The sequence below is a fragment of the Rhabdobacter roseus genome, assembly GCF_014202275.1.
GTDB classification, from domain to species: domain Bacteria; phylum Bacteroidota; class Bacteroidia; order Cytophagales; family Spirosomataceae; genus Rhabdobacter; species Rhabdobacter roseus.
Genome location: NZ_JACHGF010000005.1, coordinates 226,776 through 249,331, shown reverse-complemented (window position 1 = coordinate 249,331; position 22,556 = coordinate 226,776). Strand labels below are relative to the sequence as shown.

The window sequence follows — 22,556 nt, the reverse complement described above, 5'->3', positions numbered from 1 at the left end:
CTTATGAGCCGTTGTACGAAGGATATGGATGTGCAGGCCCAGGAGGAAACTTGTTCCGTCGAGGACGAGGTCAAACGTAAAGAAACCGCCCAGGAACTGATCATTGGCCGATGGAACTGGCTCAAAACAACCTACCTAACCAGAGGTGCCGACCTCAGCACCCAAACTCCCACCACGACCCAGCACAGCCGAGTCTTTGAATTTGGACGTGATACGCTAAAGATTTTTGAGAATAACGCGTTGGTAAAAGCGCAACTCTACGAGATCAAGTACTGGGGCGAGGGTACCAATACCGTAGATGACGTCCTGACCGTAAGGTACTTGGATGCCGAAAAGAAAGAGTTGACAGGGGTTAGCATCCTTCGGCTAAGTACCTCCGGGCAGTGCCTGATGTTGGTAAACTCCTACAATGATGCGGGTGGAGATGTCAATTTTAGAAGGCTACCATAAGTACCCCGTAGCCTTTACAAGTACCCTGAGTTTTTTAGAATTTTACCGCTCTTGTACGTTTGGAGCGGGGCACCATTGGCTACGCAACGCACGCTGAACAAGTCAAAGACTTGTCTGATTATTTCCCACACCCGTTGCAAGCTGGCGGGAGCGAAGGTACCTCTTATACTATTTACTATTTAAGTATTCCCGGGCCGTCAGTACGGGCAAAGAAGAATTCTTGAAGTCTTTTTTATTCCGCGTGATGATCATCTCTACGTTGTTTTTTAGCGCCACGTAGTATTGAACGGCGTCCTCAAAATCTTTAAAATCGGAAGTTAAAGCCAGCTCAAGGATGGTGTCATCGATGGGCAGAACCGTAACGAGGACTTTAAATTTCAAGAGAATTTTTCTTGTCTCATTTAGCTTGTAGTGGCTTGCCAATAGGTAATGGGTATCGGCAACGGTTAAAGCCGATAGGTGAAGTTCGGCTTGGTTAGTATCGGCTAGAGTGAATAATTCCTGAGCTTCCTGGTAGAAATACTCCCGTTTGGCCAAAAGGTCAATGACAATGTTGGTATCGACCAGCAACTTATCCATCAGGAATATTTCTTGTTCAGGTAGTGACTATGCTTTTCACGGTAGTTATCCAGATTCTCATTGGGAATGACGCCGGTCAGGCTTTCTACCAGAGGACTGATTCTAGGAGATTCTGTCTTTTCAGACTTGGTCAAAGAGCTTAAGTAGTTCTCAATCAGTTTAGATAAGCTCACTTTATTATTTTTTGCGTAGTCTTTCGCCTGCTCAATAATAGCCTTGTCAAGATTTAACGTCAGCTTCGTATTCATCATCTTCACAATTAAGTTATACGTACAAATATAATAAATTTTTACGTAGGCTTTTGCTACCGAGGGAACTACGATTTTTTTGGGGTAGTCAATTAAAGTACCCCAAAAACTGAAGACTCGCAGGTACCTTCCATAAAGTACCTACGAGCCTTGAAAGAATAAACCAAAGTACCTACTTCACTACCTTGAGTTTTCCCTGCATCAGCGTGTGGTGGCCGGGGAAGGTACATACGTACTGGTAGTCGCCAGGGCGGGTAGGCGCCACGAAGTAGATGGCTTCGCTGCTCTCGGGCTGCATGAGGCCCGTGTGGTACAGCACGTTGTCGGTAGGAGGAATGTAGTTGAGCTCGGCACCCTTGAGTCCCAGTCCCAGGGCGGCTTCACCCACGGGGTTGGCCGCGCCGGGCTTGGTAATGACGCAGTTGTGCAGCATGTCGTCGTTATTATTAAAAACCCACTTCACGCGGCTCCCGGCTTTAACCTGTACTTCGGGTAGATCAAATTTGAGCCCCGGCTTGGTACCCAGCGTCACGACCTGGTCGGGGCCGTTGGTCCAGGCAGCGGGCTGCTCGTTGATGCGCTTGGCGGAGGACGCCGAAGGCATGGCCTCGGTGGGCATGGTATGGTTGGCGTGGCTGGCCGCGGGGGTACTTCGGCTGCTGGCCGTGAACTGGGCGGCGTCGGCGCGGCTACCGGAGGCGATTTCGTTGAGGGTATAATACCCTACGTTGTGCAGCAGGCTGAGCCCCGCCGCGGAGCGTACACCTTCGGCTTTTAGCTCGTGAATGTACCCTTTGCGCAGCGCCGACTCGTCCAGCACCAGGCGGGCTTTCAGGCCGTCATCGGAGAGCACAATGCCTTTGAGGGGTAGTTCCTGGGCGTTGATGATGGGGCTGCCGTAGGTATGGTGGTACTTGTAGTTGAAGCTATTGAGCTGGTAAGAAGCAGGGTTGCCCGCGGTGGCTTTGTCGGCGGGTTGGGTGAAGGTAATCTCGAAGCCGTCGGAGGTGGAGCGGATGCTGTGCATCTCAAACGGCGTGGCGCCCGTCCACACCAGCCGCTGAATCCCGAAGGGAGATTTCCCCGTTGCCGACCAGCCCCGGCTGGTTTGGCCTACAAACATGGAGCCGTCGAGGCCCCACACCATCCGGATAATGCCCGACTGGAAGCCTTCCCGGAAGAGAAAGCAAGCCCCTTGCCATACGCCATTGACTTTTTCCATATTAACGCGCATGATCTTGCTATGGCCCTGGTCGCCCACAAAAAGCTGACCTTTAAAGGGCCCAAAAGTACCCCCCGTAGTGTCTTCTTTGAGATCGGACGTAGAGATGCCCATCAGCGTGTGCGGAAACCACACAGCGGGTGGCTTGATGCCCGGCACGCGCTGGGCTACGTCGTAGAGGGGCTCACCGGTGTCGGGGATGTCCTCGGGCCGCAGCTTTACGGGCGACTCGGGGCTGTTGCTCCAGCGTAGCCCGGCGGGGTTTCCGGCAAAGTCGCCCTGGGCCAGGTGCGTCATCCGGCCCGAACCTACCCAGTCGCCCTGGTTTTCGGTATAAAAAATATCGCCCTGGTAGGAGCCGAAGCCCGCCGGAGAGCGCAGGCCGGTAGCCCAGGGAGTGAGCTTGCCGTCGTTACCCAGCTTGAGCATCCAGCCCCGCCACTGCGACTGGCTCGCGCCGCGCCCGATCCAGTCGAGGTTCAGGGTGACGATCATTTCGCCGTTGGGTAGCGGCACGGGGCCGTAGGAGTACTGGTGGTAGTTGCCCGAAAGCGGCCAGCGCGCAAACGAATCGTAGACGTCGGCCACACCGTCCTGGTCGGTATCCACGAGCTTGGTTACTTCACCGCGCTGCGTAATGAGAAAATGATCGCCGCGGTAGTGCAGCCCCAGCGGCTCATGCAGGCCCGAGGCAAAGCGCCGGAAAGTAGGCTGTCCGTTGCCTTTGAGGTAAGGGTTGCTGATCATCCATACTTCGCCCCGGCGGGTCGAAGCCGCCAGGCGTCCGTCGGGCAGTACCGCCAGTCCGCCTACCTCCATCTCGATCTGTTCGGGAATGGGAATGGTAACAATGCGGTAGTAGTCATCTTCGGTCATCGGACGGTTCTGGGCCTGTACGAAGCCAAAGCCGAGCGTCAGAAGGGTAATCAATGCACTTTTTTTCATAATAAGGTAGGCTGAAAAACAATATCTTGAGGATGAAGTACCTTAGGGTTGATTCCTTACCAGAACAACGTATAGCTGGCAGTACCGCTGACGGGCAGCAACAATTCTTTTTGCCCGGCCGAGTCCCGTACGAGTGCCCTGGCTTTAGCGTCTACCCGCACAAAGTACCGGTTATCTACTTCGTAAAGCCCCTTTTCTACCAACGTGATGGTACTTCCTGCCGCCAGGAGCGCGTACAGCGGGCCGTCCGGGGTACCTTCCGTCCGGACGGTCCTGACGAGGCCGTCGGGCCGGGCTACTACTTGGTCGCTCACCGTGGCGGTGCCCATCTGGTAGCGCAGGGTAGGTACCCCCTGGGCGTCGAGCCGGTATCCCAGGTAGTTCAGGTTGGCGGAGTCGGGCCAGGCGGCACGGGTACTTGGCAGCACAGCGAGGCTGCTCTTGCCCGACAGCGGAATGGTGAGGCCGGCCGTGAAAAGCAGTTGCGGCTCTCCGCGTTCGTACCACATTTCGGTAACGTTGGCAAACTGCCCCCGCCAGGCCTGGAGCAGCGCACCGCGGTTTAGGTCTACGGTATAGTGCCAGCCCGCCGGGTTGCCCACCGACAGGCAGTGGGTACGTTTTTGCTTTTCGCCTTCCAATAAAATAAACGAGCGAACCAACTCGGGACGAGTGGTCGGTGCCACATCAAGATAAGGCTTAGGGGCCGGTACGGGAAGCGACGAAAGCGAATGCAAGTCGTAGGGCCGTACACCGGCGGTCTCTACGCGCAGCCCCAGCGCGGCGGGCCGCCACGGAAAGCGCGAGTAGGTGAGCCGGAACGGGTGCGCGCCTTTGGTCAGGGTAGCCGAAGCCGAGTGGGCATCCTGAGAGGTACTTTCACCGGTGGCCAGTACGCTCTTACCGTCAATGTCCAGCAGGAACCTGGGACCGGAGTAAAGGCTGGTGAAGCGGTACTCGCCCGCTTCGTCTACGACCAAAGTACCCTCGTAAACTACCTGGAATTCCCTCATGCCGGTGCCCACCTCCTGCGTCAGGTTAGTGGTTTTCTCCTCTTTTACCAGCTTGGTCAGGTTGGTGGCGTCCCAGGCGTCGCTGTATAGCTTATACGCCATGGTCTCAATCCTGAGGGGCTTGCTGTTGGCCAGAAGTTGGTAGCCTATATTCCGAAAGCCCACGGTACCTTTACGTACCTCCAGGCTAAGCGGCTGGGCTCCGCTGATGGCTTTTGCTAGGGGTAAATACACGCTTTGCTGCACCGTGACCCCATTGAGCGCTAGATGATTTAGCTGAGAAAACCCTGCTTGGGCCGGTACCGAAGCGTCAAACGCCAGCTCTACCGTTTGCCATAACCCAGGGGCTTTGGCGGCATTTTGCGTAGGAAATTGACCTATGTACCCGGAAGTTTGGGCGTTGAGGGCGGCCTGCTGCCAGCTGTCAGACAACCGTACGCGCTGGCCGCCGGGAAGGCCCAGGTACGCTTCGGCTCCGGGAGAGAGGATAAACTCCAGCCGTAACCGCAAATCCTGCGCTTTCACGCGGGTTTGAAGTACCGCCCCAGGTGTACCGACCAGTACCCCCGTGCCGGGCTGAGGCGTGGCTCCCTTCGCTGGCGATACGGCGAGGCCACCCTTGATCGACCAGTTGGAAGTACCTTGCTCAAAAGCGGAAAGATCCTGCAAGGGAAGCAGGATGTAGTTGCCCGATTGCGCCCAGGACGCGCCGGGAAGCACCAAAAGGAGCGATAGAAATACGCGGCAGAAAAGCTTCATCAGAGGGAATACGTGTATCATTCACAATTAATAAGTAAACCTAGCAAAGAATTTGAAAATCTGCCAGAAAAAAGCCCCTTTCATCGCTATAAAGTACAAAGAAATAGCTGGGTAAAGCAAAAAGGGTACTTTACCGAATGGCAGAAAAATCGGTGGCTTTCATGTAAACGGACTCCACCTTTTCGGCCAATTTTCCGTTGCGCTCCGATTCGTCGCGGGCTTTAATCCAATCCGGGTCGGCCCGGAAAGCGTCGAAAGCCTTCTTACCCGCTTCTTCGCTGGGGTGCGCCAGGATATACACCAGCGTATTGGCGGGCTCCTCAGGTACCCAGTAGCCAATGTGCGCCATGCCCTGCTTGGAAAAAAGCTTCACGGTATGGTTGCGGAAGCGGGCCAGCAAGTCGGGTAGTTTGTTGGGGTAGGTGGTGTAAGTACGCATTTCAAAGACCCGCCCCTTCGGCTCAACGGAGCTTTGGATGGGTACCGAGAAGTCAGCCGCCTGCATAAAAACCCGCTCTACCTTGGCCACTATTTTGCCATCTTTCTCGGAGTCGGCCTGGGCTTTTTTCCAGACCGGGTCGCTGCCGAATGCCTTCCAGGCGGCCTCGCGTGCTTCCTTGTTGGGGTACGAAAGTACGTACACGAGCTTGTTGTCGGGGTTGTCGATGGGTACCCAGTAGCCCACGTTGGTCATGCCGTGTTTTTCAAAAAGCTGGGTGGTGTGGTTACGAAAGCGAGCGAGTAGTGCATCAAGTCGGCCCGTTTCGCAGTAATAGGTACGGAGCTCGTACAGGCGCGTGTCTTCGCTGGGAGGCGTAGCGGGGTGGGAGCGCAGAGCTAACAAAAGAAAGCTGCTTAACAAAAGGCCACCCGTCAGGAGCAGAGATGTCTTCATATTTTAGTTTGAACAAAAAAATTGAAATGGTAGTAAATACGCTACTACTGTAAACAAGAGATGGACGATTTCTACTCATGGGTAAGGAAGAGTCCGTAGCCTGGCATAAATTTTTGTTTGAGCGAATACAACTATTTGAATAAAAAGAGACTCTCTTGGTTAGCCTTGCTGTTCATCAGCTCTTTGGTAGGCTTGGTACCAAAATAGGGCCGTTTCGTGTAATTAATGATGTTTTTTTGTAATAAACAAAGTTACTTTGAAGCCAGCTGTTGTTCCATTCCAAGATTAAATAGGGATTATTCTGTGAAAACGAACCGATTAAAAATTAATTAGAATTGTTGGAACAATTTGGACTTTTTTAGGGTACTATCTCTAAATCATTTTCGTTTAAACCAAATAGTACCCAGCCATTACCCAATTGCTACTATAACTAACATGTGACCATGAAGCAGCGTATTATTAACCTTCTGAAAAACTTCGGAGTTGAACCTACTGCCGTTACCGAAGAGGCACACTTCATTAAAGACCTGGGCTTCGATAGCCTGGATACGGTTGACTTAATGATGCAGCTTGAGCAGGAATTTGCCATCGTTATTCCCGACGAAGACTACGCCAAAATCACGACCATACGTAGCCTCATGTCCTACCTGGAAGAGCATCAGGCGGTAGAGGCTTAATCACTGTTTCTATTCAAGATTTACTGAGGACGGGTAGTAGGTACTATGATCTCGTCCTTATTTTTTGCCCTTTCGGCGCGGTAAAGCGGCCACTACGGCAATTTCGATGGCTCCTCCGGCGGGTAGCTCGGCGGCACCCACGGTGGTGCGGGCGGGGTAGTTTTGGCTGAAGTACCGGCTGTACAGTTCATTGACGGTGCCGAACTGCTTTAGGTCTTTCATAAAAATAGTCGTATTCACGATGTGCGTCAGGTCGGTACCCGCGGCTTTCAGAATTGCTTCAATATTTTTCATGATCTGGGGTACCTCCTGCTCAATCCCCCCTTCCACCAGCTTGCCCGTAGCGGGGTTGAGCCCCACCTGCCCCGCCACAAAAAGAAATCCGTTGGCCTCTACGGCCTGGCTGTAAGGACCCACGGGCGTCGGGGCCTGGTCGGTCCGGATGATGCGTGTCTGGGCGGGAGCCAGGGTACTTCCCAGCCCTAGCCACAGCAAAAGTACGTAAGCCTTGTTCATGAAGAGCAGCGCCTGATGAGTAGTAGGATAAATAGATTTCGGAGTATAAAGGTACCTGAGCGGGTTCATGCTCACAAAATTGAGCTAAAAGTACCTAATGTTTTTATATGTTAGCTTCCTTTTGTTCTCATTTCCTACTTTTGCACCCTGGACCGCTAAAACATGGCCGAAATGAAAACCGTACCCCTTCACGAACTGCACCAGAGCCTGGGCGCTAAGATAGTACCTTTTGCTGGCTTCGAGATGCCCGTTCGCTACACATCTGACCTCGAGGAGCACCATACGGTACGCCAGGGTGTGGGCGTTTTTGACGTATCGCACATGGGTGAGTTTGTGCTGCGGGGGCCCGGCGCGCTCGAGCTCATCCAGCGGGTATCGGCCAACGACGCCTCGCTGCTCTACGACGGCAAGGTGCAGTACAGCTACCTGCCCAACCACCAGGGTGGTGTGGTGGACGACCTGCTGGTATACCGCTCCCATGCCAGCGAGTACTACCTGGTGGTGAATGCGTCCAACATCGAGAAAGACTGGAACTGGATCATGAGCCACAATACCGACGGGGTGGAGATGGAGAACCTCTCGGACCGGCTGTGCCTGCTGGCGGTACAGGGCCCCAAGGCCTTGGCCACGATCCAAAAACTAACGGATCTGGATTTAACGAATATCGAATACTACTCCTTCCGGACGGGTACCGTAGCGGGCATCGACGACGTGATCGTGTCGGCCACGGGCTACACCGGCGCGGGGGGCTTTGAGTTATACGTCAAGAACGAAAAGGCGCGCGCGCTATGGGAGGCTATTTTTGAAGCCGGGGCCGAGTTCGGCATCAAACCCGTGGGCCTGGGTGCCCGCGATACGCTGCGCCTCGAGATGGGGTATTGCCTGTACGGCAACGACATTGACGATACCACCTCGCCGCTGGAAGCAGGGCTGGGCTGGGTGACGAAGTTTACGAAAGACTTTGTCAACGCCGAGCAGCTGAAAGCGCAGAAGGAAGCAGGCCTGCAGCGTAAGCTGGTGGGTTTTGAAATGATAGATCGGGGAATTCCGCGCAGCCACTATACTCTGACCGACGCCGAAGGAAACGCGATCGGGGAAGTAACGTCGGGGACGCAGTCACCTACCTTGCAGAAAGGCATCGGGATGGGCTATGTACCCCTGGCTTACAGCAAACCCGGCACAGAGCTGTACGTGAAGGTACGCGACCGCCTCCTCAAAGCCCAGGTGGTGAAACTACCTTTTGTCAAATAAAGAAATAAAACTTGATTTGCCCGGCGCACCGCCTGACGGCTGATACTAAACGACCCCGATTGCCCTCATGAAACAACTTGACGTTTGCCTTACCCCCGACCTGCTTCATCTGCACAAGCTGGAAAATAGCATTGTGGTCGTGGCGGATATTTTCCGGGCTACCTCCTGCATGGTGACAGGCCTGGCCTATGGTATCCAGAGCATTACGCCCGTAGCCACGGTGGAGGAGTGCAAGGTACTTCAGGACAAAGGCTACATTGCCGCCGCCGAGCGGAATGCGCAGAAAGTAGAGGGCTTCGAACTGGACAATTCGCCTTTTAGCTACATGGACGAACGCCTGATCGGGGCTAAGGTAGCCATGACGACCACCAACGGTACCCTGTCTATTGCCAAAGCCCGACCTTCGGCGGTAAAAATCATGGTGGGTGCTTTCCTGAACCTGGGCGCGCTCGTCAACCAGCTGCGCTCCGAGCAGTACGACGTGCTGGTGCTGTGCGCGGGCTGGAAAGGCCGCCCCAACCTGGAAGATACCCTTTTTGCGGGTGCCCTGGCCGAAGCGCTCCAGGACGAATTCATGCTCATGGAAGACAGCGTTTTGATGGCGCAGCGTTTGTACCAGCAGGGAAAAGATAATTTACTGTCGTTTGTCGCGAATTCATCGCACGTGCGTCGGCTACAGCGCCTGGGCATTCAGAAAGACATTGCCTTTTCGTTACAGACCGACCTCTACGACGTGGTACCCGTTTTGCGGGGTGGAGCGCTGGTCTCCATAGATTAAGGGGCTGATCGCACGAATTTTTAACCGGTCTTTGCTTTTTTTTCGTTGGTAGGTAGCATCGCATCCGTAAAGTACCTTGAAGTACCCTGCCCGGTGAAGTTTCAGAGGTAAAAAGAGAATGATACACGCAAGTACCCAGCTCCGGGAGCCTGGCGTGGAAAGCAAAAGTGGCATAACCTTTTACTATGTTAAAAAACTATTTATTATTCATTGCAGGCTGGCTCGCACTCCTCGGACCGGTATCGGCGCAGGTACTTACCAACGTACCGCAGTCAGATACCACGCTTTCCCGCCGTCCCGGCGCGGCACCCCTGGAGCCCGAACGCATCACCATCATTGAGTCAAACCCGGATACGACGCAGAGCCTGGACAGCACCCGCGGGCCCCGGATTATACTAGGCGATATTTCTCACTGGGAGGTGTGTCCGGGAAGTACCCTGTTGGTACCTTTTACCACCGAAGGTACTTTCGGCAACGACAACGCCTTTTCGGTGCAGCTGGTAGATGCTACCGGCAATTTCATCATCGTGTCGGACCTGGTGGACAAGGGTCCCATCGAGATCGTCATTCCACCCGATAAAAAAGGCGGGCTCCTGTACCGACTCCGGATCATAGCCAGCAACCCTAAAATGCAGAGCGAGGAAGTACCCCTGCGGCTGATGCCCCGGCCCCACGCCCGCCTCGAAACCGCCGACGGCTCCACCTCGGCCCGGATTATGCCCGGCCAGGAAGCGCAGCTACGCGTAAACCTGAGCGGAAGTGGCCCCTGGACGTTTCAGCTGTCGGATGGTACTATCGTGCGCCAAACCCTCTCGAACCCCTACTACTTCCGGGTAAAACCCGACCGCATTCAGGCCTATACCCTGCTGGGCGTGAGCAATGCCTGCGGAAGTGGCACCGTAGCGGGCAATGTCATCGTGAACGTAGACCCCAATCCGGAGCCTCGGCTGGCGCTCAAAGACACCGAAAAGGGGCTTCGGGTGTGTACTAACACGCCCTTTCAGGTAGCCTTTAGTGCCACAGGCCGCTACCGCAGCGGCAATAACTTCGTGGTGCAAATCGCCGATCGGGACGGGGTGTTCAGAACCGTCTCCTCTGCCGATACCATGGCCCCCATCCTGGCGCAGATCCCGATGAGTATTCGTCCGGGCCAGTACCGGCTGCGCGTAGCGTCCTCCTCGCCCGTGCTGTTCAGCGATACCACCACCATCGTGGTGGCCGCCGCCACGCAAGCCATACTTCAAAACGACACCCTGCGCCTCAAAGAGGGCGGAAGCGGGGAGCTTACCGTACGTTTCCAGGGCGGTGGACCCTGGTTTGTGCTGCTGTCGGATGGTACTTACGAGAATAACATCCTCATGTCGCCACATACTCTGAAGGTAACGCCTTACAACAACACGCGCTACCAGATCACCTCCGCCGGTGGCCTGTGTGGCGTGGGGGATTTCTCAGGCACCGCCTACGCGGCCGTCGAGCTACCGCCTTCCCGCATCACGATGGGCACCCCTTCACAAACGACCATCTGCGCGGGCACCGAAATAGACATACCTTACACGGCCGTGGGCCGTTTCTACGCCGCCAATAAGTTTATTGTGCAAATTGAAGACGGAAAGGGCAACTACGTAGACCTACCCACCACGGGCAAGGAAAGCCCGCTGAAGGTCAAAATTACGCCCACTTCCCAGCGCGATACCATTAGTATACAGCGCATTCGGATTATGGCCACGGCTCCGGGCGTAATCAGCGAGACCAAGGAAATCAGCGTGATTGCTCCCAACGCGGCCGTGGGCGAGGTGTCGGGGCAAGGAACTATTGCGGCTGGGGGCTCGACGCGTATCCGGCTGCGCTTCAAGAACGGACTTCCGCCCTGGTCGTTTACGCTTTCGGATGGTACTACCGTGCAGGGTACTTTCCTCAACCCGTACCTGATCACGGTCTCGCCTACCACTACCACCGAATTTACGCTGAGTTCGCTGAAAAATGCCTGTGGGGTAGGTACCAGCCGGGGATCGGCTACGATCAAAGTAGAAAGATAAAGGAATATAAAGCGTAAATTTTTTATTTTAACTAAGCAACAACCCGAAGCTTAAGTGTGTTTTGTATACACTATGGAACCACTACATTCGTACCTTTCCCGGTACATGACGCTTACCAATGCTCAGTTTGAATTGTTGTCTACTTATTTAAAAGAAGTAGAGCTCAGTCCGGGGGACTACTTCCTGCGCGAAGGGAATGTATGCCGTACCATTGGATTTGTGATCGAAGGTACTTTGCGGGTACTTCATTTTGACCGGGGCGACGAAGTGACGCGCTACTTTATTCCGCAGGGAAATATCGCCGTACTGCCCGACAGCTTTCGGTACCAGGCCCCCTCTACCGAGAATATCCAGGCCGTGACCCACACGAAGCTGTGCCTGCTTCGCTACGAAGACATGAACAAACTTTTTGCGGAGATTCCGGCCTGGGGCCGCCTGGTGCAAAAACTCGTGGACGAAGTACAACGACAACGCGCGCTGGGGCGGTGGATGACCTCCCAGCCGGTGCCGCTTCGGCTTAATAGCTTCCGGGAAGAGTACCCCGGGCTGATGGAAACCTTGCCCTTGCAAGCGATGGCGTCCTACCTGCGCCTGGCTCCTTCGGAGCTGAAAAGCTATTTGCAGGAAATGTCGGGTAATCAGCCTCCGCTTGTGGCCTGACCGGGCTTGTATTTTAAAGCAGTACTTCATGCTGGTATTCCAAAAAGAATGTACCCTGCCGCCGTTCCGGCGCGGATTTCACCTCATCACCGATCGCGTGCTGAAGGAAATCCCCGAGCTCCGGCAGATCCGGGCGGGGCTGCTGCACGTATTCATCCAGCATACCTCGGCCAGCCTTACGCTCAACGAAAACGCCGATGCGACGGTCCGGCAGGACTTCGAGAGTCATTTTAACATCATGGTACCCGAGCGGGCTCCCTACTACCGCCACAACTACGAAGGCGACGACGACATGCCCGCGCACATCAAAGCGGCCTTGCTGGGTAGCTCGGTGACGGTACCCATTACCAACGGACAGCTCAACGTAGGTACCTGGCAGGGTATCTACCTCTGCGAGCACCGCGACCACGCCGCGGGGCGCCACCTGGTACTTACGGCCTACGGACTATGAGCAAAGCGCTACTGCTGGGGGTACTTGGTAGCTTGCTCATGCACTCGCTGTGGGCGCAGGAAATACCCGTGGGAGGTTGGCAAACGCACTTCAACTACCAGTCGGCGCATAGCGTGGTGCGGGCTGGAGAGCGGCTGTACGTCGCCACGCACAACGGCCTCTTTAGCTACCTCCCCGCCGACGGTACCACAACGCAGTATTCCAAGATCAACGGCTTGAGCGACGTGGGCGTGAGTAGCCTGGCCTACCACGAAGCAAGTACCCTGCTGCTGCTGGCCTACCGCAACGGCAACCTGGACCTGATGTACCTGGATGCACAGACTGAGCCGGAGCAGATCGTCAACTGGCCGCTGATCCGCGATGCCGCCGACCTCCCACTCAGTCGCCGTATCCGGCAGGTGGTATTTCACGAAGAATTAGCCTACCTGAGTACCGATTTCGGGATTGTGGTGCTGGACCCCGCCCGGCGCGAAGTACGCGAAACCTACCGCTACATTGGGGCGGCGGGGGCCGAGGTGACGGTCTACGGCGTTGCCTTCACCCAAGACAGTCTTTTTGCCGCCACGTCTCAGGGTACTTTAGGTACTTCGCTGAGCGAATCCGTCAACCGGCAGTACTTTGGCAATTGGGTACTTATACCTGCGCCTTTTCCCGTTAGTACCTTGGCGGCCTACCAGGGGTACTTGTACGCTGGCGGTGCAGGGCAAGGGGTCGTTCGCCGCCAAAGCGGTACCTGGCAAACGATCTATTCCACCCCAAGTACCTACCTGGACCTGAATACGAGCCAGGGGCAACTCATCGCTTCCCTGGCCAACGAGGTGGTACTTCTAGGTACTTCGCCGACGGTCTTTCGGGATGCGCTCCTGGCCGCTCCTCAGCAAAGTATCCTGGACCCGTTAGGGTACCTTTGGGTAGCCGACCGCCAAAATGGGCTAGTCGGTAATGCCCAAGGTACTTTCCGCGCCTACAGTCCACCCACCCAGGCCGACACGGCCATTGCCGTCCGAACCGACTCGGTAGTTACCGACCGAAACGGCCTGCGCTGGGCCCGCCAGCCCGACTACCTCGGTGGGGGCATTCGGGTTACCGATCCGGCCACGGGCCAGCAAAGGTACCTTTCGACGGGCGCGGGAAGCGGCGGTCTGCCTTCCTCGACGGTCAGTAGTTTGGTTTTGGATAAAGACGGGTTGATCTGGTTCGCCACCGACCGGGGTGTGGGGTACTTTGTGCCCGAAGGGGTACTTTCCGGCGGACGGATCGACGCCTTGTTGCCTATTTTTGGGCAGCGCCGCCTGCTAGCCAACGAGCGCGCGACGGCCCTGGCCGTGGAGCCCGGCAACCGCAAGTGGATCGCTACCCAGAGTGGTCTGTACCTCTTCAATGCCGACGGCACGGAGCTCGTGCGGCAGTTTACGGCGCAGGATAGCCCGCTTCCTTCCAATAGCATCAGAGCTCTGCGCTTCGACGAGGCCAGTGGCCTGCTCTACGTCGATACCTCCCACGGGCTGGTGTCGTACCGGAGCGACGCCTCCACGCCTGAAAGTACCCTTTCGTCGGTACTGGTGTTTCCCAACCCCGTGCGGCCCGAGTACGACGGCGTGGTGGGAATCAAAGGCCTGGTAGACAACACCACGGTGAAAATCACCGACCTGGCGGGACGGCTCGTGTACGAAACGCGCTCGCAGGGCGGCACGGCTTCCTGGAGCCTGCACGACTACACCGGGCGGCGTGCGCGGGGTGGTATCTACCTGGTTTTGCTCGTTGCCCCCGATGGCAGCGAAAGTCTGGCCAGTAAGCTGGCTATTATTGAATAAAGTACCCTTGCCCTACTTCCTTGGGTTAAAAAACGAAAACTTTAGGGTACTTAGAACGGTGCTTCCGGCTGCACTTCCTACTTTTGTAGCCAAAACCTTCATCAATCCAAACGGCATGGCCAGTCAGCAGCACCCTTTCATCATTGGCATCACGGGCGGTAGCGCCTCCGGGAAAACCTATTTCATGAAAAACCTGCTGGATTCGTTTAACGACGAGGAGATCTGCCGTATTTCGCAGGATAACTACTACCGGCCCATCCACGAGATTGCCCTGGACGAAAACGGCGTCCATAACTTCGACCTCCCCGAGACCATCGACCACCATCAGTTTGCCCGGCACATTGCCGAGCTGCGCGCGGGCCGGGCGGTGCAACAAAAGGAATATACCTTCAACAACCCCCTGCTGGAGCCCAAGGTACTTACCTTCATGCCCACGCCCATTGTGGTGGTGGAGGGGATCTTCGTGTACTACTTTCCCGAAGTAGCCAAGCTCATTGACCTGAAGATTTTTGTCGATGCCAAGGAGCACGTCAAGATCAAGCGGCGGATCATCCGCGACAATACCGAGCGCGGCTACGACCTCGACGACGTGCTCTACCGCTGGGAGCACCACGTGGCCCCTACCTACGAAAAGTACATCAAACCCCTGCGCGCCGACGCCGACATCATCATCAACAACCACCACCGCTTCGACCGCGGCCTGGAGGTACTGGTGGCGTATTTGAAGACTAAAGTATAGCTACGAGCGCTAACCGGGTAGTAGGCTGCCTCCCCAGTACCAGTCTCTGAATTCGCTTCCGGGAGCTGTAAGGCCCACCAGCCAAGTTGTAGTAAGGTCAAGTTTAGTGGCGCGTTGGGTAAGTACCCTTAGATCATAAGGCGTTGGGGTTTCCTTTACTTCTACGGCAATTGTTTGGTCAAGGACAAAGTCGATTTCTTGTCCGGTTTTACGCTGATAGTACTGCACCGATCCCAGCCGGGCTAGTTGCAGGGCTATCGCGTTTTCAAAGACTTGTCCGCTGCTAACCTGGGCCAGTACGGAGAGTAGTCCCGTGTCGGCCAGGTATACCTTCTTTTTAAGTGAGAGCTCCCGGTCCTTATTTCGTGTAAAGGCCGGAATGCGCTGAATAAAGTACGTGTATTCAAAGAGACTTAGGTACTCGTTTATTTTATTCCGGTTAATACCCAAGATGCTACTCAGCTTGACGGTATCCAGCAAGCTCCCGGTATGTGCTGCCAACAGTTGGCAAAGTCGGTACAGGTCGTCACTCACCTTGAAGTCGGATAGTAGCTTAATATCCAGCTCAATGTAGGCATTGACGATGTCTTTCAGAAAGGCCGTCTTATCTGGTTGCGTAGCCGCCAGCACTACCTCCGGAAACCCGCCAAAGCGTACGTATTCTTCGTACTCTTTTTTAAAAGTTTGGTAATAAATGGGAAAGTACGGCTTTTGCCTAAAAGGCTCAAATTGGGAAGATTGATACCCTTTGAAAAGAAGAAACTCCCGAAAATCCAGCGGAAATAGCTCGAAGATGCGCTTGTGGCCCGCCAGACTTTCCGTAAAATGATTTTTGAGGTAGTAAGAACTAGAGCCCGTTAGTAAAAATTTGACGCTGTACGTATCGTAGAGGTACTTGATAATGCTGGGCGCGTTGGGTACCAGCTGGATTTCGTCCAGGGCCAGCACGGCCTCTGCTTGTAAATTAAGCCCTAATGCCTGTAAGCCCAGTTCGATGTCTCCGTATAACGTCTGGTTAAAGAGTAGCCGGTTTTCAGCCTTCTCAAAATCCAGATAAAGCTTATTTTGATGGGCGATTTTGTCTAGCAAGAAACGAAGCGCCGTGGTTTTTCCCACCCGGCGTAGGCCCGTAATCACCGTAATATGGCGTGAGCTCAAATGTTCTTCCAGGGCTTTATAGGCTGCTCTTTGTATCATAAAGTATTACTTTGTGCACAAAAATAATGCATAAAGTAATACTTTCTCTGTTTCGAAAAGGGATTAAGAGTTTTTTTAACCAAAAAGGACCGCAGAGCGGTCGGCGAGGCGCAGTCAAATGTTTATTAGGAAAAGGAATAAGCCAGATACAGCCGACCACAGCGTGATCGCACGGGAGATCCATATAATAATAGAGCCGGTAGATTCCAGAAACAGAAATTTACCTAAAAAATCATCGGAGAAGATAAGGGGTACTTTATGCTAAACTACCCCCCGATGGAAATCATGCGGCGGTTTTGCTCGTATTCGGCTTTGGCGTCCTGGTTGGTAAATTCGGTGTGGCCGCCGTGGGCGAAGTGTTTGCGCTGGAAGTGCGCGTAAATGAGCGGCCGGACGTCCTCGCCCCGGCGCAGGGGCGCGAGCAAATCCACCTCGGAGGTATCAAAAAGACAGTTTTTGAGCTTGCCGTCGGCCGTGAGGCGGATGCGGTTACAGCCCGCGCAGAAGTGGTTGGTGATGGTACTGATGATCCCAAAAGTACCCTGCCCGCCCTGGGCCCGGAAGACCCGCGCCGTGTCGTTTTTCTCGCCCGTAACGGGTTCATAGACAAAGTCCTGGCCGATCCGATCCAGTAGGTTTTGGTACGTAACGATCTTGGACATGTCCCACTGGTTGCCGTTGAAGGGCATGAACTCGATGAAGCGCACGTGCAGGTTGGGCTCATCGAGCGTCAGCCGTACAAAATCACTCACTTCCTCCTCGTTGACATCGCGCATCACCACCATGTTGAGCTTCACGCTGAAGCCCTCGCGGAGCAGCAGCCGTACATTGGCTAAGGTTTTAGAGAAATGATCACGCTTGGTGATGCTCCGGAAGCGCTCCTCGTGCAGCGTATCCAGGCTGATGTTGAGCGAGCGTACGCCCGCCTCTTTAAGTACCTCCAGGTACTGATCCACAAAAACGGCGTTGGTCGTGAGGGTCAGCGAAGTAGGTAGTTGGCCCAGCGCCGTGATGATGGTACCTACGTCTTTGCGCACCAGCGGCTCACCGCCCGTCAGGCGTATTTTTTCCACGCCCATCTCCACGAAGATCCGGGCCAGCGTCTCAATCTCCTCCGCCGACATCAGCCAGGCCGACGGCATAAACTGCATATCCTCCTGCGGCATACAGTAGTTGCAGCGGAGGTTGCACTTGTCCGTCAGGGAGATGCGGAGGTAGTTATGAACGCGCCCGAAACGATCGGTAATGGGTTGACTCATGCGGTGGTGCTGGGTTGCTTCCATGGCCGCTTGCGAGGCCATGTTGTTCTAGATCAATGTTTAGCTCCTTCCATAACGCTAAAAACGTGCAATACGTGCGGAAAGAGCGCGTCGAGGTACTCCGTCACGCCGCCGGTACTACCCGGCATCGTGATCACGAGGGTGTCGCCGATGAGCCCGGCCACCGCGCGCGACAGCAGGGCGGTGGGGATGCGTTGCTGGCCGTATTGCCGGGCGGTTTCGGCAATGCCGGGAATTTCGCGGTCCAGGAGCTCCTGCACGGCCTCGGGCGTGACGTCACGGGGCGAGAGGCCCGTCCCGCCCGTGAGCAGGATGAGCCGGTAGCCCAGCGCACATAGGCTTTTTATTTTTTCCTGAATGGTACTTTTCTCATCCGGGATAATGCTATAGTCGCTGACGGTGATCTGAAGCGGCTGCAACTTCTCGATGATGCGCTGGCCGGAGCGGTCTTCACCGATGCCCCTGGAAATACTATCCGAACACACGATGACGGCCGTTTTCAGGTCGGCGGGGGTACTTTTGCGGTCGCTTTTGCCACCCTTTTTTTCCAACAACCGAATCCGCTGAATCTCCACGCCTTTGTCGATGGGCTTCAGCATGTCGTACATCGTCAGGGCTACCACCGACGCTCCGTGCATGGCTTCTACTTCCACGCCGGTTTTGTAGATCGTCTTGACGGTCATCTCGATCACGATCGTGAGCCCTTCGATGCGGTAGTTGATCCCCGTGTACTCGATCGGGAGCGGGTGGCAGTCGGGCAGCAGGTCGGGGGTTTTCTTGACGGCCAGCAGCCCGGCGGCCTTGGCCATCTCAAATACGTCGCCCTTAGGTACCTTTCGGTTTTCAATCGCCTCGATGGTTTCGGGCTTGCTCACCAGCACCAGCGCCTGGGCCGTAGCGATGCGTAACGTATGGGTTTTGTGCGTAATGTCAACCATCCTACTTGTTTTCTTTCCAGGTGTAGTCACCGGCTTGGCCTACCAGCTCCTTGCCGAAGATAGGTACTTTGGCCTTGATTTCCTCCACAATAAACTCCAGCGCCTCGAAGGTAGCCCGGCGGTGGGGCGAAGACACAAACACAAACAGGCTGATTTCGCCCGTTGGTACCAGGCCCAGGCTGTGGTAAATGTGCATACACGTGAGTTTAAAGCGCGCAAAAGCCGCTTCGCGGATGTCGTGGAAGGCTTGCTCGGCCATGTCGGTATAGGCCGTGTACTCGATACCCGTCACGGTACCTCCTGCTTTTTCGTCGGCCCGGATTTGGCCCAGAAAGATATTATGCGCGCCGATGGTAGTCTTGCTCTGGTGCTTGGCGATGGAGTCGGCAATGAACTGCGGACTAATGGGGCCGTCGACAAACACTTTTTTGGGTTTATGAATCATGAAATGACGTGTGTTAAAGATAAAGAACGACTCAAAAGTACCCCTCCGTTAGCTAGCCGCCCGCAAAAGGAGGCAGGAGCGCAACCTCGGCCAGGGGCGGTAGCAGCAGCGTTTCGTCCACCATTTGCTGGTTGACGGCGATTTTAAACTTCCGGTCGCGCAGGGCGGGGTACTTGTCCAGGATCTGTTCCCGAAGTTTTCGAACCGAGGCCGCCGGAGGTACTTCCCAGCTTTCGAGCGGGAGGCCCGTGGCTTCGGCGAGCATTCCAAAATAAAGTACGTTGACCAACATAAATTTTTCTGGTGTATTGATGAAGTAAAACTAAAAACGCCAACGGATTATTTTTCCTTTAACAAAAAAACGGGAGCAAATGTACCTCCACGAGCTCACCCGGCTGCACCGATGGCTGCGAGGCCGGAAGGTAGATGAGGGCGTTGGCTACGGCAAAGGAGCGGAGTATGAACGATTCCTGGCCTTCCAGCGGTGTGACGCCCGTGGGCGTGGCGGTGGCTTTGAGCAGCTCGTCGCGCTCGCCCCGAAACGAGTACGGGTGCGTAATGGGGAGCTGGAAGGTAGGCAAAAAACAGTCGGTACGGCCCGTGAGTCGGCGTAGCGCCGGTAGTACGTACTCGTAAAAACAGACCAGCGAGGCGGCGGGATTGCCCGGAAGCGCAAAAAAAAGTTTCTCCCCTTTTTTGCCAAAGAGCAGCGGCTTGCCGGGGCGCTGCCGCACTTTATAGAAAATCGTTTCGACACCTACCTGACCCAGCGCCGTGCCCACAAAGTCGTACTCTCCCACCGACACGCCGCCCGTGGCCAGCACCACATCATGCTGCTCGGTGAGTTGCTCCAGCGCCTGCCGGGTGGCCTGGGGGTCATCGAGCACGCGCTGCACACTCACCTGCGTGATGCCTTCCTGCAGGAGCGTGGCTACCAGCATGGCCGAGTTGGATTCGTAAACTTGCCCAAAGCGCAGCCCTTCGCCCGGCTGAATGAGCTCGTCGCCCGTGACGAGGATACCCACGCTGGGCTGGCGATGTACCTTTACGTGCAGCACGTTCATACCCAGCAAAAAACCCACCGAGCCGGGCGTAAGAAAAGTACCTGCGGGCATGGCCAGGTCGCCCTCACGGATCTGCTGGCCTACGTTCCGGATGTGCTGCCCGGCGGCCACGGGGTACTCCTGAATGTGCACGGAGCCATCCTGGAGTTCGGTTTTTTCCTGAATCACGATGGCCGTGGCACCCTCGGGCACCGGCGCACCGGTGAAGATCCGGATGGCCGTGCCGCGCGCCAGCGTCAGCGGCTGCGAAGTACCTGCCCGCGACTCCGCCACCAAAGGCAGCCAGGTACCTGACGGCGTAATGTCTTCGTGATGAACCGCGTAGCCATCCATCGACGACTGCCGGAACGCAGGGAGCGCCAAAGGCGAAAGTACCTCCTCGGCCAGCACGTAGCCCACGGCCTCCGTTACGGCGCGATCTTCCGGCGGCAGCGGGAACGTATTTTCCAGTACCTTTTGTTTTGCTTCCTGAACAGTGACCATGCGCTGCTGTTTACGGGTGGATGGAAGCCGAAATTTACGTACCTCAACCCGGAATGCCTACGAACGATTCTATCAATTTTACGTTACGCCATGCTTACTTCCGCCGACCGCTCCTTTTACGCCCGTCAGATCTCGCTTCCTGAGTTTGGAACCGAAGGACAGCAACGCCTCCAGGAGGCCAGTGTACTGGTGATTGGGGCGGGCGGACTGGGTTGCCCGGTGCTGACGTACCTGGCCGGAGCGGGGGTAGGTACTTTGGGTGTCATTGATTTTGATCGGGTGGAAATCAGTAATCTGCACCGGCAGGTACTTTTTTCGGTGGCCGACGTAGGACGGCCCAAAGCCGAAGTGGCGGCGGAGCGGCTGGGTACTTTGAACCCAAACATCCGGTTGAAAGCCTATACCGAAGCCCTCACGCCCGACAACGTCCTGCGCCTCTTTGCCGACTACGACCTCATCGTAGATGGCTCCGACAACTTCCCGACCCGTTACCTGGTCAACGACGCCTGCCTGCTGTTGAACAAGCCGCTGGTGTTTGGTTCTATATTCAAATTTGAGGGGCAGGTGAGCGTCTTCAACTACCAAAACGGCCCCACCTACCGCTGCCTGTACCCCGTGCCGCCCGCCGAGCACGAAGTACCCAACTGCGCCGAAATAGGGGTACTTGGGGTGCTGCCGGGCGTAGTAGGTACGTTGCAAGCCGTGGAAGCCATCAAGGTACTTACGGGGATTGGGGAGGTACTTAGCGGGAAAATCCTGGTCTATGACGCCCTGCGGGCTTCGTTCCAGACGTTTCGGTTTGCGGCCAATCCGACTACGCGGCAGGAGCGCGGCCTGCGCGCCGACTACGGCCTCCAGTGCGCCGCGCCGTTGGCTACCGAGATCGAAGAAGTGACCTACGATGAGCTTCTGGAGCTTCTGGAAAGTGAAAATCCGCCTTTTTTCATCGACGTACGCGAACCCCACGAGTACGACCGCTTCAACCTGGGCGGCGAAAACTGGCCGCTCAAAACCCTACCCCAGCACTTGCCGGAACTACTTAGCCATCCCGACATCGTACTTTGCTGCCAGTCGGGCGTGCGCAGCCGTCAGGCGGCCGAGCTGCTGGCCAAGGAATTTCCTGAGCACAGCCTTCGCCACCTGCGAGGCGGGGTGGGTGCCTGGGCGTGAGGGGTACTTGCGGGGCGCTTTACTCGCTGGACCCTATTCTTTCTTGCTTGGCGGTTGAGCGGTAAAAAAGCTTAATGCCAACCCATTTTTTAAGAGGCTCTTTTAAAGCTAAAGGAAAGAGCTTCAGGATTTTTTTTAGCATGTAAGTACCCCCAAGCGCAGCGTATACGGCTGTTTTTTTCGTAGCTGATAAAGGAGCATATTGAATGTATTCTCGAACCGTCCGATAGGATCTTCTTGAATAGTAATTGGTTGATTTCCAGTGATAATGGGTGCTATTTGTGTAGTGTAGCTTTACGCACAGCTGGCGCGTATTGTAAAAGAGCTTGCCGTGTAGTCCCAGTGCAAATACCCAATACAAGTCCGCATACTGATCATTCGGAGTGGAGTGACGGATCAGCAGATTATGCGCAAGTACCCGGTCTCGTCGAAAGACACCCCGAAAGGCAATACCCGGATTGTAGGTCGCCGCCAGCCGAACGCTATGTAGGGGGTGCCAAGGCTTATGATTGTAGTTGAGGTTGTCGGGTAGGTAGGAGAGTAATTTTGTTTTTTTTTCCTTATGAATAGCATACATATTGCCAAAGCTTAGCCAGGCTTCGGGATGGCGCTCCAGATCATGTACCAAATCAGCTACGTAGCCAGCGGGAAAGGTGTCGTCGTGGGGCATCCACATAAAGTACCTCCCCGAAGCCTGTTGAAGCAAGGCATTGTAGTGATCTACCCAGCCGATACCATCGTTGGTTTGTAAGAATCGAATGCGAGGATCATCCCCGAGTTCCTGACGTAATAAATCAAGGGCATCATCTTCACTGTGTCGATCAGAAATAAGGATTTCCACGTTGGGTAGGCGAAGCCTGCGTACGTTATGCTTGATGACGCGCACAAACCGTTTCGATCGGTAGAGCGGGATGGCTACTGAAACGAGGGGGGCATTAGGTACCAT

23 protein-coding genes are annotated in these 22,556 nt (G+C 55.3%); 10 read left to right on the top strand and 13 right to left on the bottom strand.

Going from position 1 to position 22,556, the window contains the following annotated elements; genetic code table 11:
- The first annotated feature begins 3 nt into the window (after positions 1-3).
- Positions 4-450 (top strand): hypothetical protein, encoded by a 447-nt coding sequence (locus tag HNQ92_RS17370; RefSeq protein WP_184175489.1) that lies wholly within the window; start codon positions 4-6, stop codon positions 448-450.
- 168 nt (positions 451-618) lie between these two features.
- Here HNQ92_RS17370 and HNQ92_RS17365 read toward each other — a convergent pair whose 3' ends face one another.
- The 5 genes from HNQ92_RS17365 to HNQ92_RS17345 all read right to left on the bottom strand — a co-directional run bounded on the left by HNQ92_RS17365 (position 619) and on the right by HNQ92_RS17345 (position 6,111).
- The gene (locus tag HNQ92_RS17365; RefSeq protein ID WP_184175487.1) at positions 619-1,029 is read right to left on the bottom strand and encodes a type II toxin-antitoxin system VapC family toxin; all 411 of its coding nucleotides are present in this window, start codon (positions 1,027-1,029) and stop codon (positions 619-621) included.
- On the bottom strand, positions 1,029-1,280 hold the full coding sequence (locus HNQ92_RS17360) for a DUF6364 family protein (protein ID WP_246440344.1): 252 nt from the start codon (positions 1,278-1,280) through the stop codon (positions 1,029-1,031). Before HNQ92_RS17360 ends, HNQ92_RS17365 begins: the two co-directional genes overlap by 1 nt.
- A gap of 169 nt (positions 1,281-1,449) precedes the next feature.
- Complete coding sequence (locus tag HNQ92_RS17355) at positions 1,450-3,444, bottom strand: plastocyanin/azurin family copper-binding protein (RefSeq protein ID WP_184175485.1); 1,995 nt, start codon at positions 3,442-3,444, stop codon at positions 1,450-1,452.
- A gap of 56 nt (positions 3,445-3,500) precedes the next feature.
- Positions 3,501-5,216, bottom strand: coding sequence for a 3-keto-alpha-glucoside-1,2-lyase-like domain-containing protein (locus HNQ92_RS17350; protein WP_246440335.1), 1,716 nt, complete (start codon positions 5,214-5,216; stop codon positions 3,501-3,503).
- A 130-nt stretch (positions 5,217-5,346) separates the two neighbouring features.
- Complete coding sequence (locus tag HNQ92_RS17345; protein ID WP_184175481.1) at positions 5,347-6,111, bottom strand: NIPSNAP family protein; 765 nt, start codon at positions 6,109-6,111, stop codon at positions 5,347-5,349.
- 443 nt (positions 6,112-6,554) lie between these two features.
- On the opposite strand from HNQ92_RS17345, the gene acpP reads away from it, so the two are divergent.
- Positions 6,555-6,788, top strand: a complete 234-nt coding sequence (acpP, locus tag HNQ92_RS17340) for an acyl carrier protein (RefSeq protein WP_184175479.1) — start codon at positions 6,555-6,557, stop codon at positions 6,786-6,788.
- A 57-nt stretch (positions 6,789-6,845) separates the two neighbouring features.
- On the opposite strand, the gene HNQ92_RS17335 is transcribed toward acpP, so the two are convergent.
- On the bottom strand, positions 6,846-7,304 hold the full coding sequence (locus tag HNQ92_RS17335) for a RidA family protein (RefSeq protein ID WP_184175477.1): 459 nt from the start codon (positions 7,302-7,304) through the stop codon (positions 6,846-6,848).
- A gap of 171 nt (positions 7,305-7,475) precedes the next feature.
- Between HNQ92_RS17335 and gcvT the strand changes: the two genes are divergently transcribed.
- The 7 genes from gcvT to HNQ92_RS17300 all read left to right on the top strand — a co-directional run bounded on the left by gcvT (position 7,476) and on the right by HNQ92_RS17300 (position 15,033).
- Positions 7,476-8,555, top strand: a complete 1,080-nt coding sequence (gcvT, locus tag HNQ92_RS17330) for a glycine cleavage system aminomethyltransferase GcvT (protein WP_184175475.1) — start codon at positions 7,476-7,478, stop codon at positions 8,553-8,555.
- A gap of 67 nt (positions 8,556-8,622) precedes the next feature.
- A complete protein-coding gene (locus HNQ92_RS17325; RefSeq protein WP_184175473.1) occupies positions 8,623-9,333 on the top strand; it encodes a 2-phosphosulfolactate phosphatase in 711 nt (236 codons plus the stop codon).
- 185 nt (positions 9,334-9,518) lie between these two features.
- Positions 9,519-11,369: a hypothetical protein gene (locus tag HNQ92_RS17320; RefSeq protein WP_184175471.1), complete on the top strand. Its 1,851-nt coding sequence runs from the start codon at positions 9,519-9,521 to the stop codon at positions 11,367-11,369.
- A gap of 72 nt (positions 11,370-11,441) precedes the next feature.
- On the top strand, positions 11,442-12,029 hold the full coding sequence (locus HNQ92_RS17315; RefSeq protein ID WP_184175470.1) for a Crp/Fnr family transcriptional regulator: 588 nt from the start codon (positions 11,442-11,444) through the stop codon (positions 12,027-12,029).
- Positions 12,030-12,057: 28 nt separating this feature from the next.
- On the top strand, positions 12,058-12,480 hold the full coding sequence (locus HNQ92_RS17310) for a secondary thiamine-phosphate synthase enzyme YjbQ (RefSeq protein ID WP_184175468.1): 423 nt from the start codon (positions 12,058-12,060) through the stop codon (positions 12,478-12,480).
- Positions 12,477-14,294, top strand: coding sequence for a PorZ beta-propeller-like domain-containing protein (locus HNQ92_RS17305; protein ID WP_184175466.1), 1,818 nt, complete (start codon positions 12,477-12,479; stop codon positions 14,292-14,294). Before HNQ92_RS17310 ends, HNQ92_RS17305 begins: the two co-directional genes overlap by 4 nt.
- A 115-nt stretch (positions 14,295-14,409) precedes the next feature.
- Complete coding sequence (locus HNQ92_RS17300; RefSeq protein WP_184175808.1) at positions 14,410-15,033, top strand: uridine kinase family protein; 624 nt, start codon at positions 14,410-14,412, stop codon at positions 15,031-15,033.
- Between the two features lie 9 nt (positions 15,034-15,042).
- Here the strand turns inward: HNQ92_RS17300 and HNQ92_RS17295 are convergent, their stop codons facing one another.
- The 6 genes from HNQ92_RS17295 to HNQ92_RS17270 form a co-directional block, all read right to left on the bottom strand.
- Complete coding sequence (locus tag HNQ92_RS17295) at positions 15,043-16,230, bottom strand: ATP-binding protein (RefSeq protein WP_184175464.1); 1,188 nt, start codon at positions 16,228-16,230, stop codon at positions 15,043-15,045.
- 266 nt (positions 16,231-16,496) lie between these two features.
- On the bottom strand, positions 16,497-17,531 hold the full coding sequence (gene moaA / locus HNQ92_RS17290) for a GTP 3',8-cyclase MoaA (protein WP_246440333.1): 1,035 nt from the start codon (positions 17,529-17,531) through the stop codon (positions 16,497-16,499).
- A gap of 11 nt (positions 17,532-17,542) precedes the next feature.
- Positions 17,543-18,448: a bifunctional molybdenum cofactor biosynthesis protein MoaC/MoaB gene (moaCB, locus tag HNQ92_RS17285; RefSeq protein ID WP_184175462.1), complete on the bottom strand. Its 906-nt coding sequence runs from the start codon at positions 18,446-18,448 to the stop codon at positions 17,543-17,545.
- A gap of 1 nt (position 18,449) precedes the next feature.
- On the bottom strand, positions 18,450-18,893 hold the full coding sequence (locus HNQ92_RS17280) for a molybdenum cofactor biosynthesis protein MoaE (RefSeq protein ID WP_184175460.1): 444 nt from the start codon (positions 18,891-18,893) through the stop codon (positions 18,450-18,452).
- A 52-nt stretch (positions 18,894-18,945) separates the two neighbouring features.
- Positions 18,946-19,185, bottom strand: coding sequence for a MoaD/ThiS family protein (locus HNQ92_RS17275; protein WP_184175458.1), 240 nt, complete (start codon positions 19,183-19,185; stop codon positions 18,946-18,948).
- A gap of 58 nt (positions 19,186-19,243) precedes the next feature.
- Positions 19,244-20,440 carry a molybdopterin molybdotransferase MoeA gene (locus HNQ92_RS17270; RefSeq protein WP_184175456.1) on the bottom strand — a complete coding sequence of 399 codons (1,197 nt, stop codon included), beginning with the start codon at positions 20,438-20,440 and terminating at the stop codon, positions 19,244-19,246.
- A 90-nt stretch (positions 20,441-20,530) separates the two neighbouring features.
- Between HNQ92_RS17270 and moeB the strand changes: the two genes are divergently transcribed.
- Positions 20,531-21,610: a HesA/MoeB/ThiF family protein gene (gene moeB, locus HNQ92_RS17265; protein WP_184175455.1), complete on the top strand. Its 1,080-nt coding sequence runs from the start codon at positions 20,531-20,533 to the stop codon at positions 21,608-21,610.
- Between the two features lie 19 nt (positions 21,611-21,629).
- Here the strand turns inward: moeB and HNQ92_RS17260 are convergent, their stop codons facing one another.
- Positions 21,630-22,556, bottom strand: a complete 927-nt coding sequence (locus tag HNQ92_RS17260; RefSeq protein ID WP_184175453.1) for a glycosyltransferase family 2 protein — start codon at positions 22,554-22,556, stop codon at positions 21,630-21,632.

Excerpts from the sequence above, each read along its gene's own strand:
- HNQ92_RS17350 (WP_246440335.1), bottom strand. The coding sequence starts at position 5,216 with ATGAAGCTTTTCTGCCGCGTATTTCTATCGCTCCTTTTGGTGCTTCCC.
- moaCB (WP_184175462.1), bottom strand. The coding sequence starts at position 18,448 with ATGGTTGACATTACGCACAAAACCCATACGTTACGCATCGCTACGGCC.
- HNQ92_RS17335 (WP_184175477.1), bottom strand. The coding sequence starts at position 7,304 with ATGAACAAGGCTTACGTACTTTTGCTGTGGCTAGGGCTGGGAAGTACC.
- HNQ92_RS17320 (WP_184175471.1), top strand. The coding sequence starts at position 9,519 with ATGTTAAAAAACTATTTATTATTCATTGCAGGCTGGCTCGCACTCCTC.
- HNQ92_RS17260 (WP_184175453.1), bottom strand. The coding sequence starts at position 22,556 with ATGGTACCTAATGCCCCCCTCGTTTCAGTAGCCATCCCGCTCTACCGA.
- HNQ92_RS17310 (WP_184175468.1), top strand. The coding sequence starts at position 12,058 with ATGCTGGTATTCCAAAAAGAATGTACCCTGCCGCCGTTCCGGCGCGGA.
- moeB (WP_184175455.1), top strand. The coding sequence starts at position 20,531 with ATGCTTACTTCCGCCGACCGCTCCTTTTACGCCCGTCAGATCTCGCTT.
- HNQ92_RS17300 (WP_184175808.1), top strand. The coding sequence starts at position 14,410 with ATGGCCAGTCAGCAGCACCCTTTCATCATTGGCATCACGGGCGGTAGC.
- acpP (WP_184175479.1), top strand. The coding sequence starts at position 6,555 with ATGAAGCAGCGTATTATTAACCTTCTGAAAAACTTCGGAGTTGAACCT.
- gcvT (WP_184175475.1), top strand. The coding sequence starts at position 7,476 with ATGAAAACCGTACCCCTTCACGAACTGCACCAGAGCCTGGGCGCTAAG.
- HNQ92_RS17365 (WP_184175487.1), bottom strand. The coding sequence starts at position 1,029 with ATGGATAAGTTGCTGGTCGATACCAACATTGTCATTGACCTTTTGGCC.
- HNQ92_RS17325 (WP_184175473.1), top strand. The coding sequence starts at position 8,623 with ATGAAACAACTTGACGTTTGCCTTACCCCCGACCTGCTTCATCTGCAC.
- HNQ92_RS17270 (WP_184175456.1), bottom strand. The coding sequence starts at position 20,440 with ATGGTCACTGTTCAGGAAGCAAAACAAAAGGTACTGGAAAATACGTTC.
- moaA (WP_246440333.1), bottom strand. The coding sequence starts at position 17,531 with ATGGCCTCGCAAGCGGCCATGGAAGCAACCCAGCACCACCGCATGAGT.
- HNQ92_RS17295 (WP_184175464.1), bottom strand. The coding sequence starts at position 16,230 with ATGATACAAAGAGCAGCCTATAAAGCCCTGGAAGAACATTTGAGCTCA.
- HNQ92_RS17355 (WP_184175485.1), bottom strand. The coding sequence starts at position 3,444 with ATGAAAAAAAGTGCATTGATTACCCTTCTGACGCTCGGCTTTGGCTTC.
- HNQ92_RS17275 (WP_184175458.1), bottom strand. The coding sequence starts at position 19,185 with ATGTTGGTCAACGTACTTTATTTTGGAATGCTCGCCGAAGCCACGGGC.
- HNQ92_RS17305 (WP_184175466.1), top strand. The coding sequence starts at position 12,477 with ATGAGCAAAGCGCTACTGCTGGGGGTACTTGGTAGCTTGCTCATGCAC.
- HNQ92_RS17280 (WP_184175460.1), bottom strand. The coding sequence starts at position 18,893 with ATGATTCATAAACCCAAAAAAGTGTTTGTCGACGGCCCCATTAGTCCG.
- HNQ92_RS17370 (WP_184175489.1), top strand. The coding sequence starts at position 4 with ATGAGCCGTTGTACGAAGGATATGGATGTGCAGGCCCAGGAGGAAACT.
- HNQ92_RS17345 (WP_184175481.1), bottom strand. The coding sequence starts at position 6,111 with ATGAAGACATCTCTGCTCCTGACGGGTGGCCTTTTGTTAAGCAGCTTT.
- HNQ92_RS17315 (WP_184175470.1), top strand. The coding sequence starts at position 11,442 with ATGGAACCACTACATTCGTACCTTTCCCGGTACATGACGCTTACCAAT.
- HNQ92_RS17360 (WP_246440344.1), bottom strand. The coding sequence starts at position 1,280 with ATGATGAATACGAAGCTGACGTTAAATCTTGACAAGGCTATTATTGAG.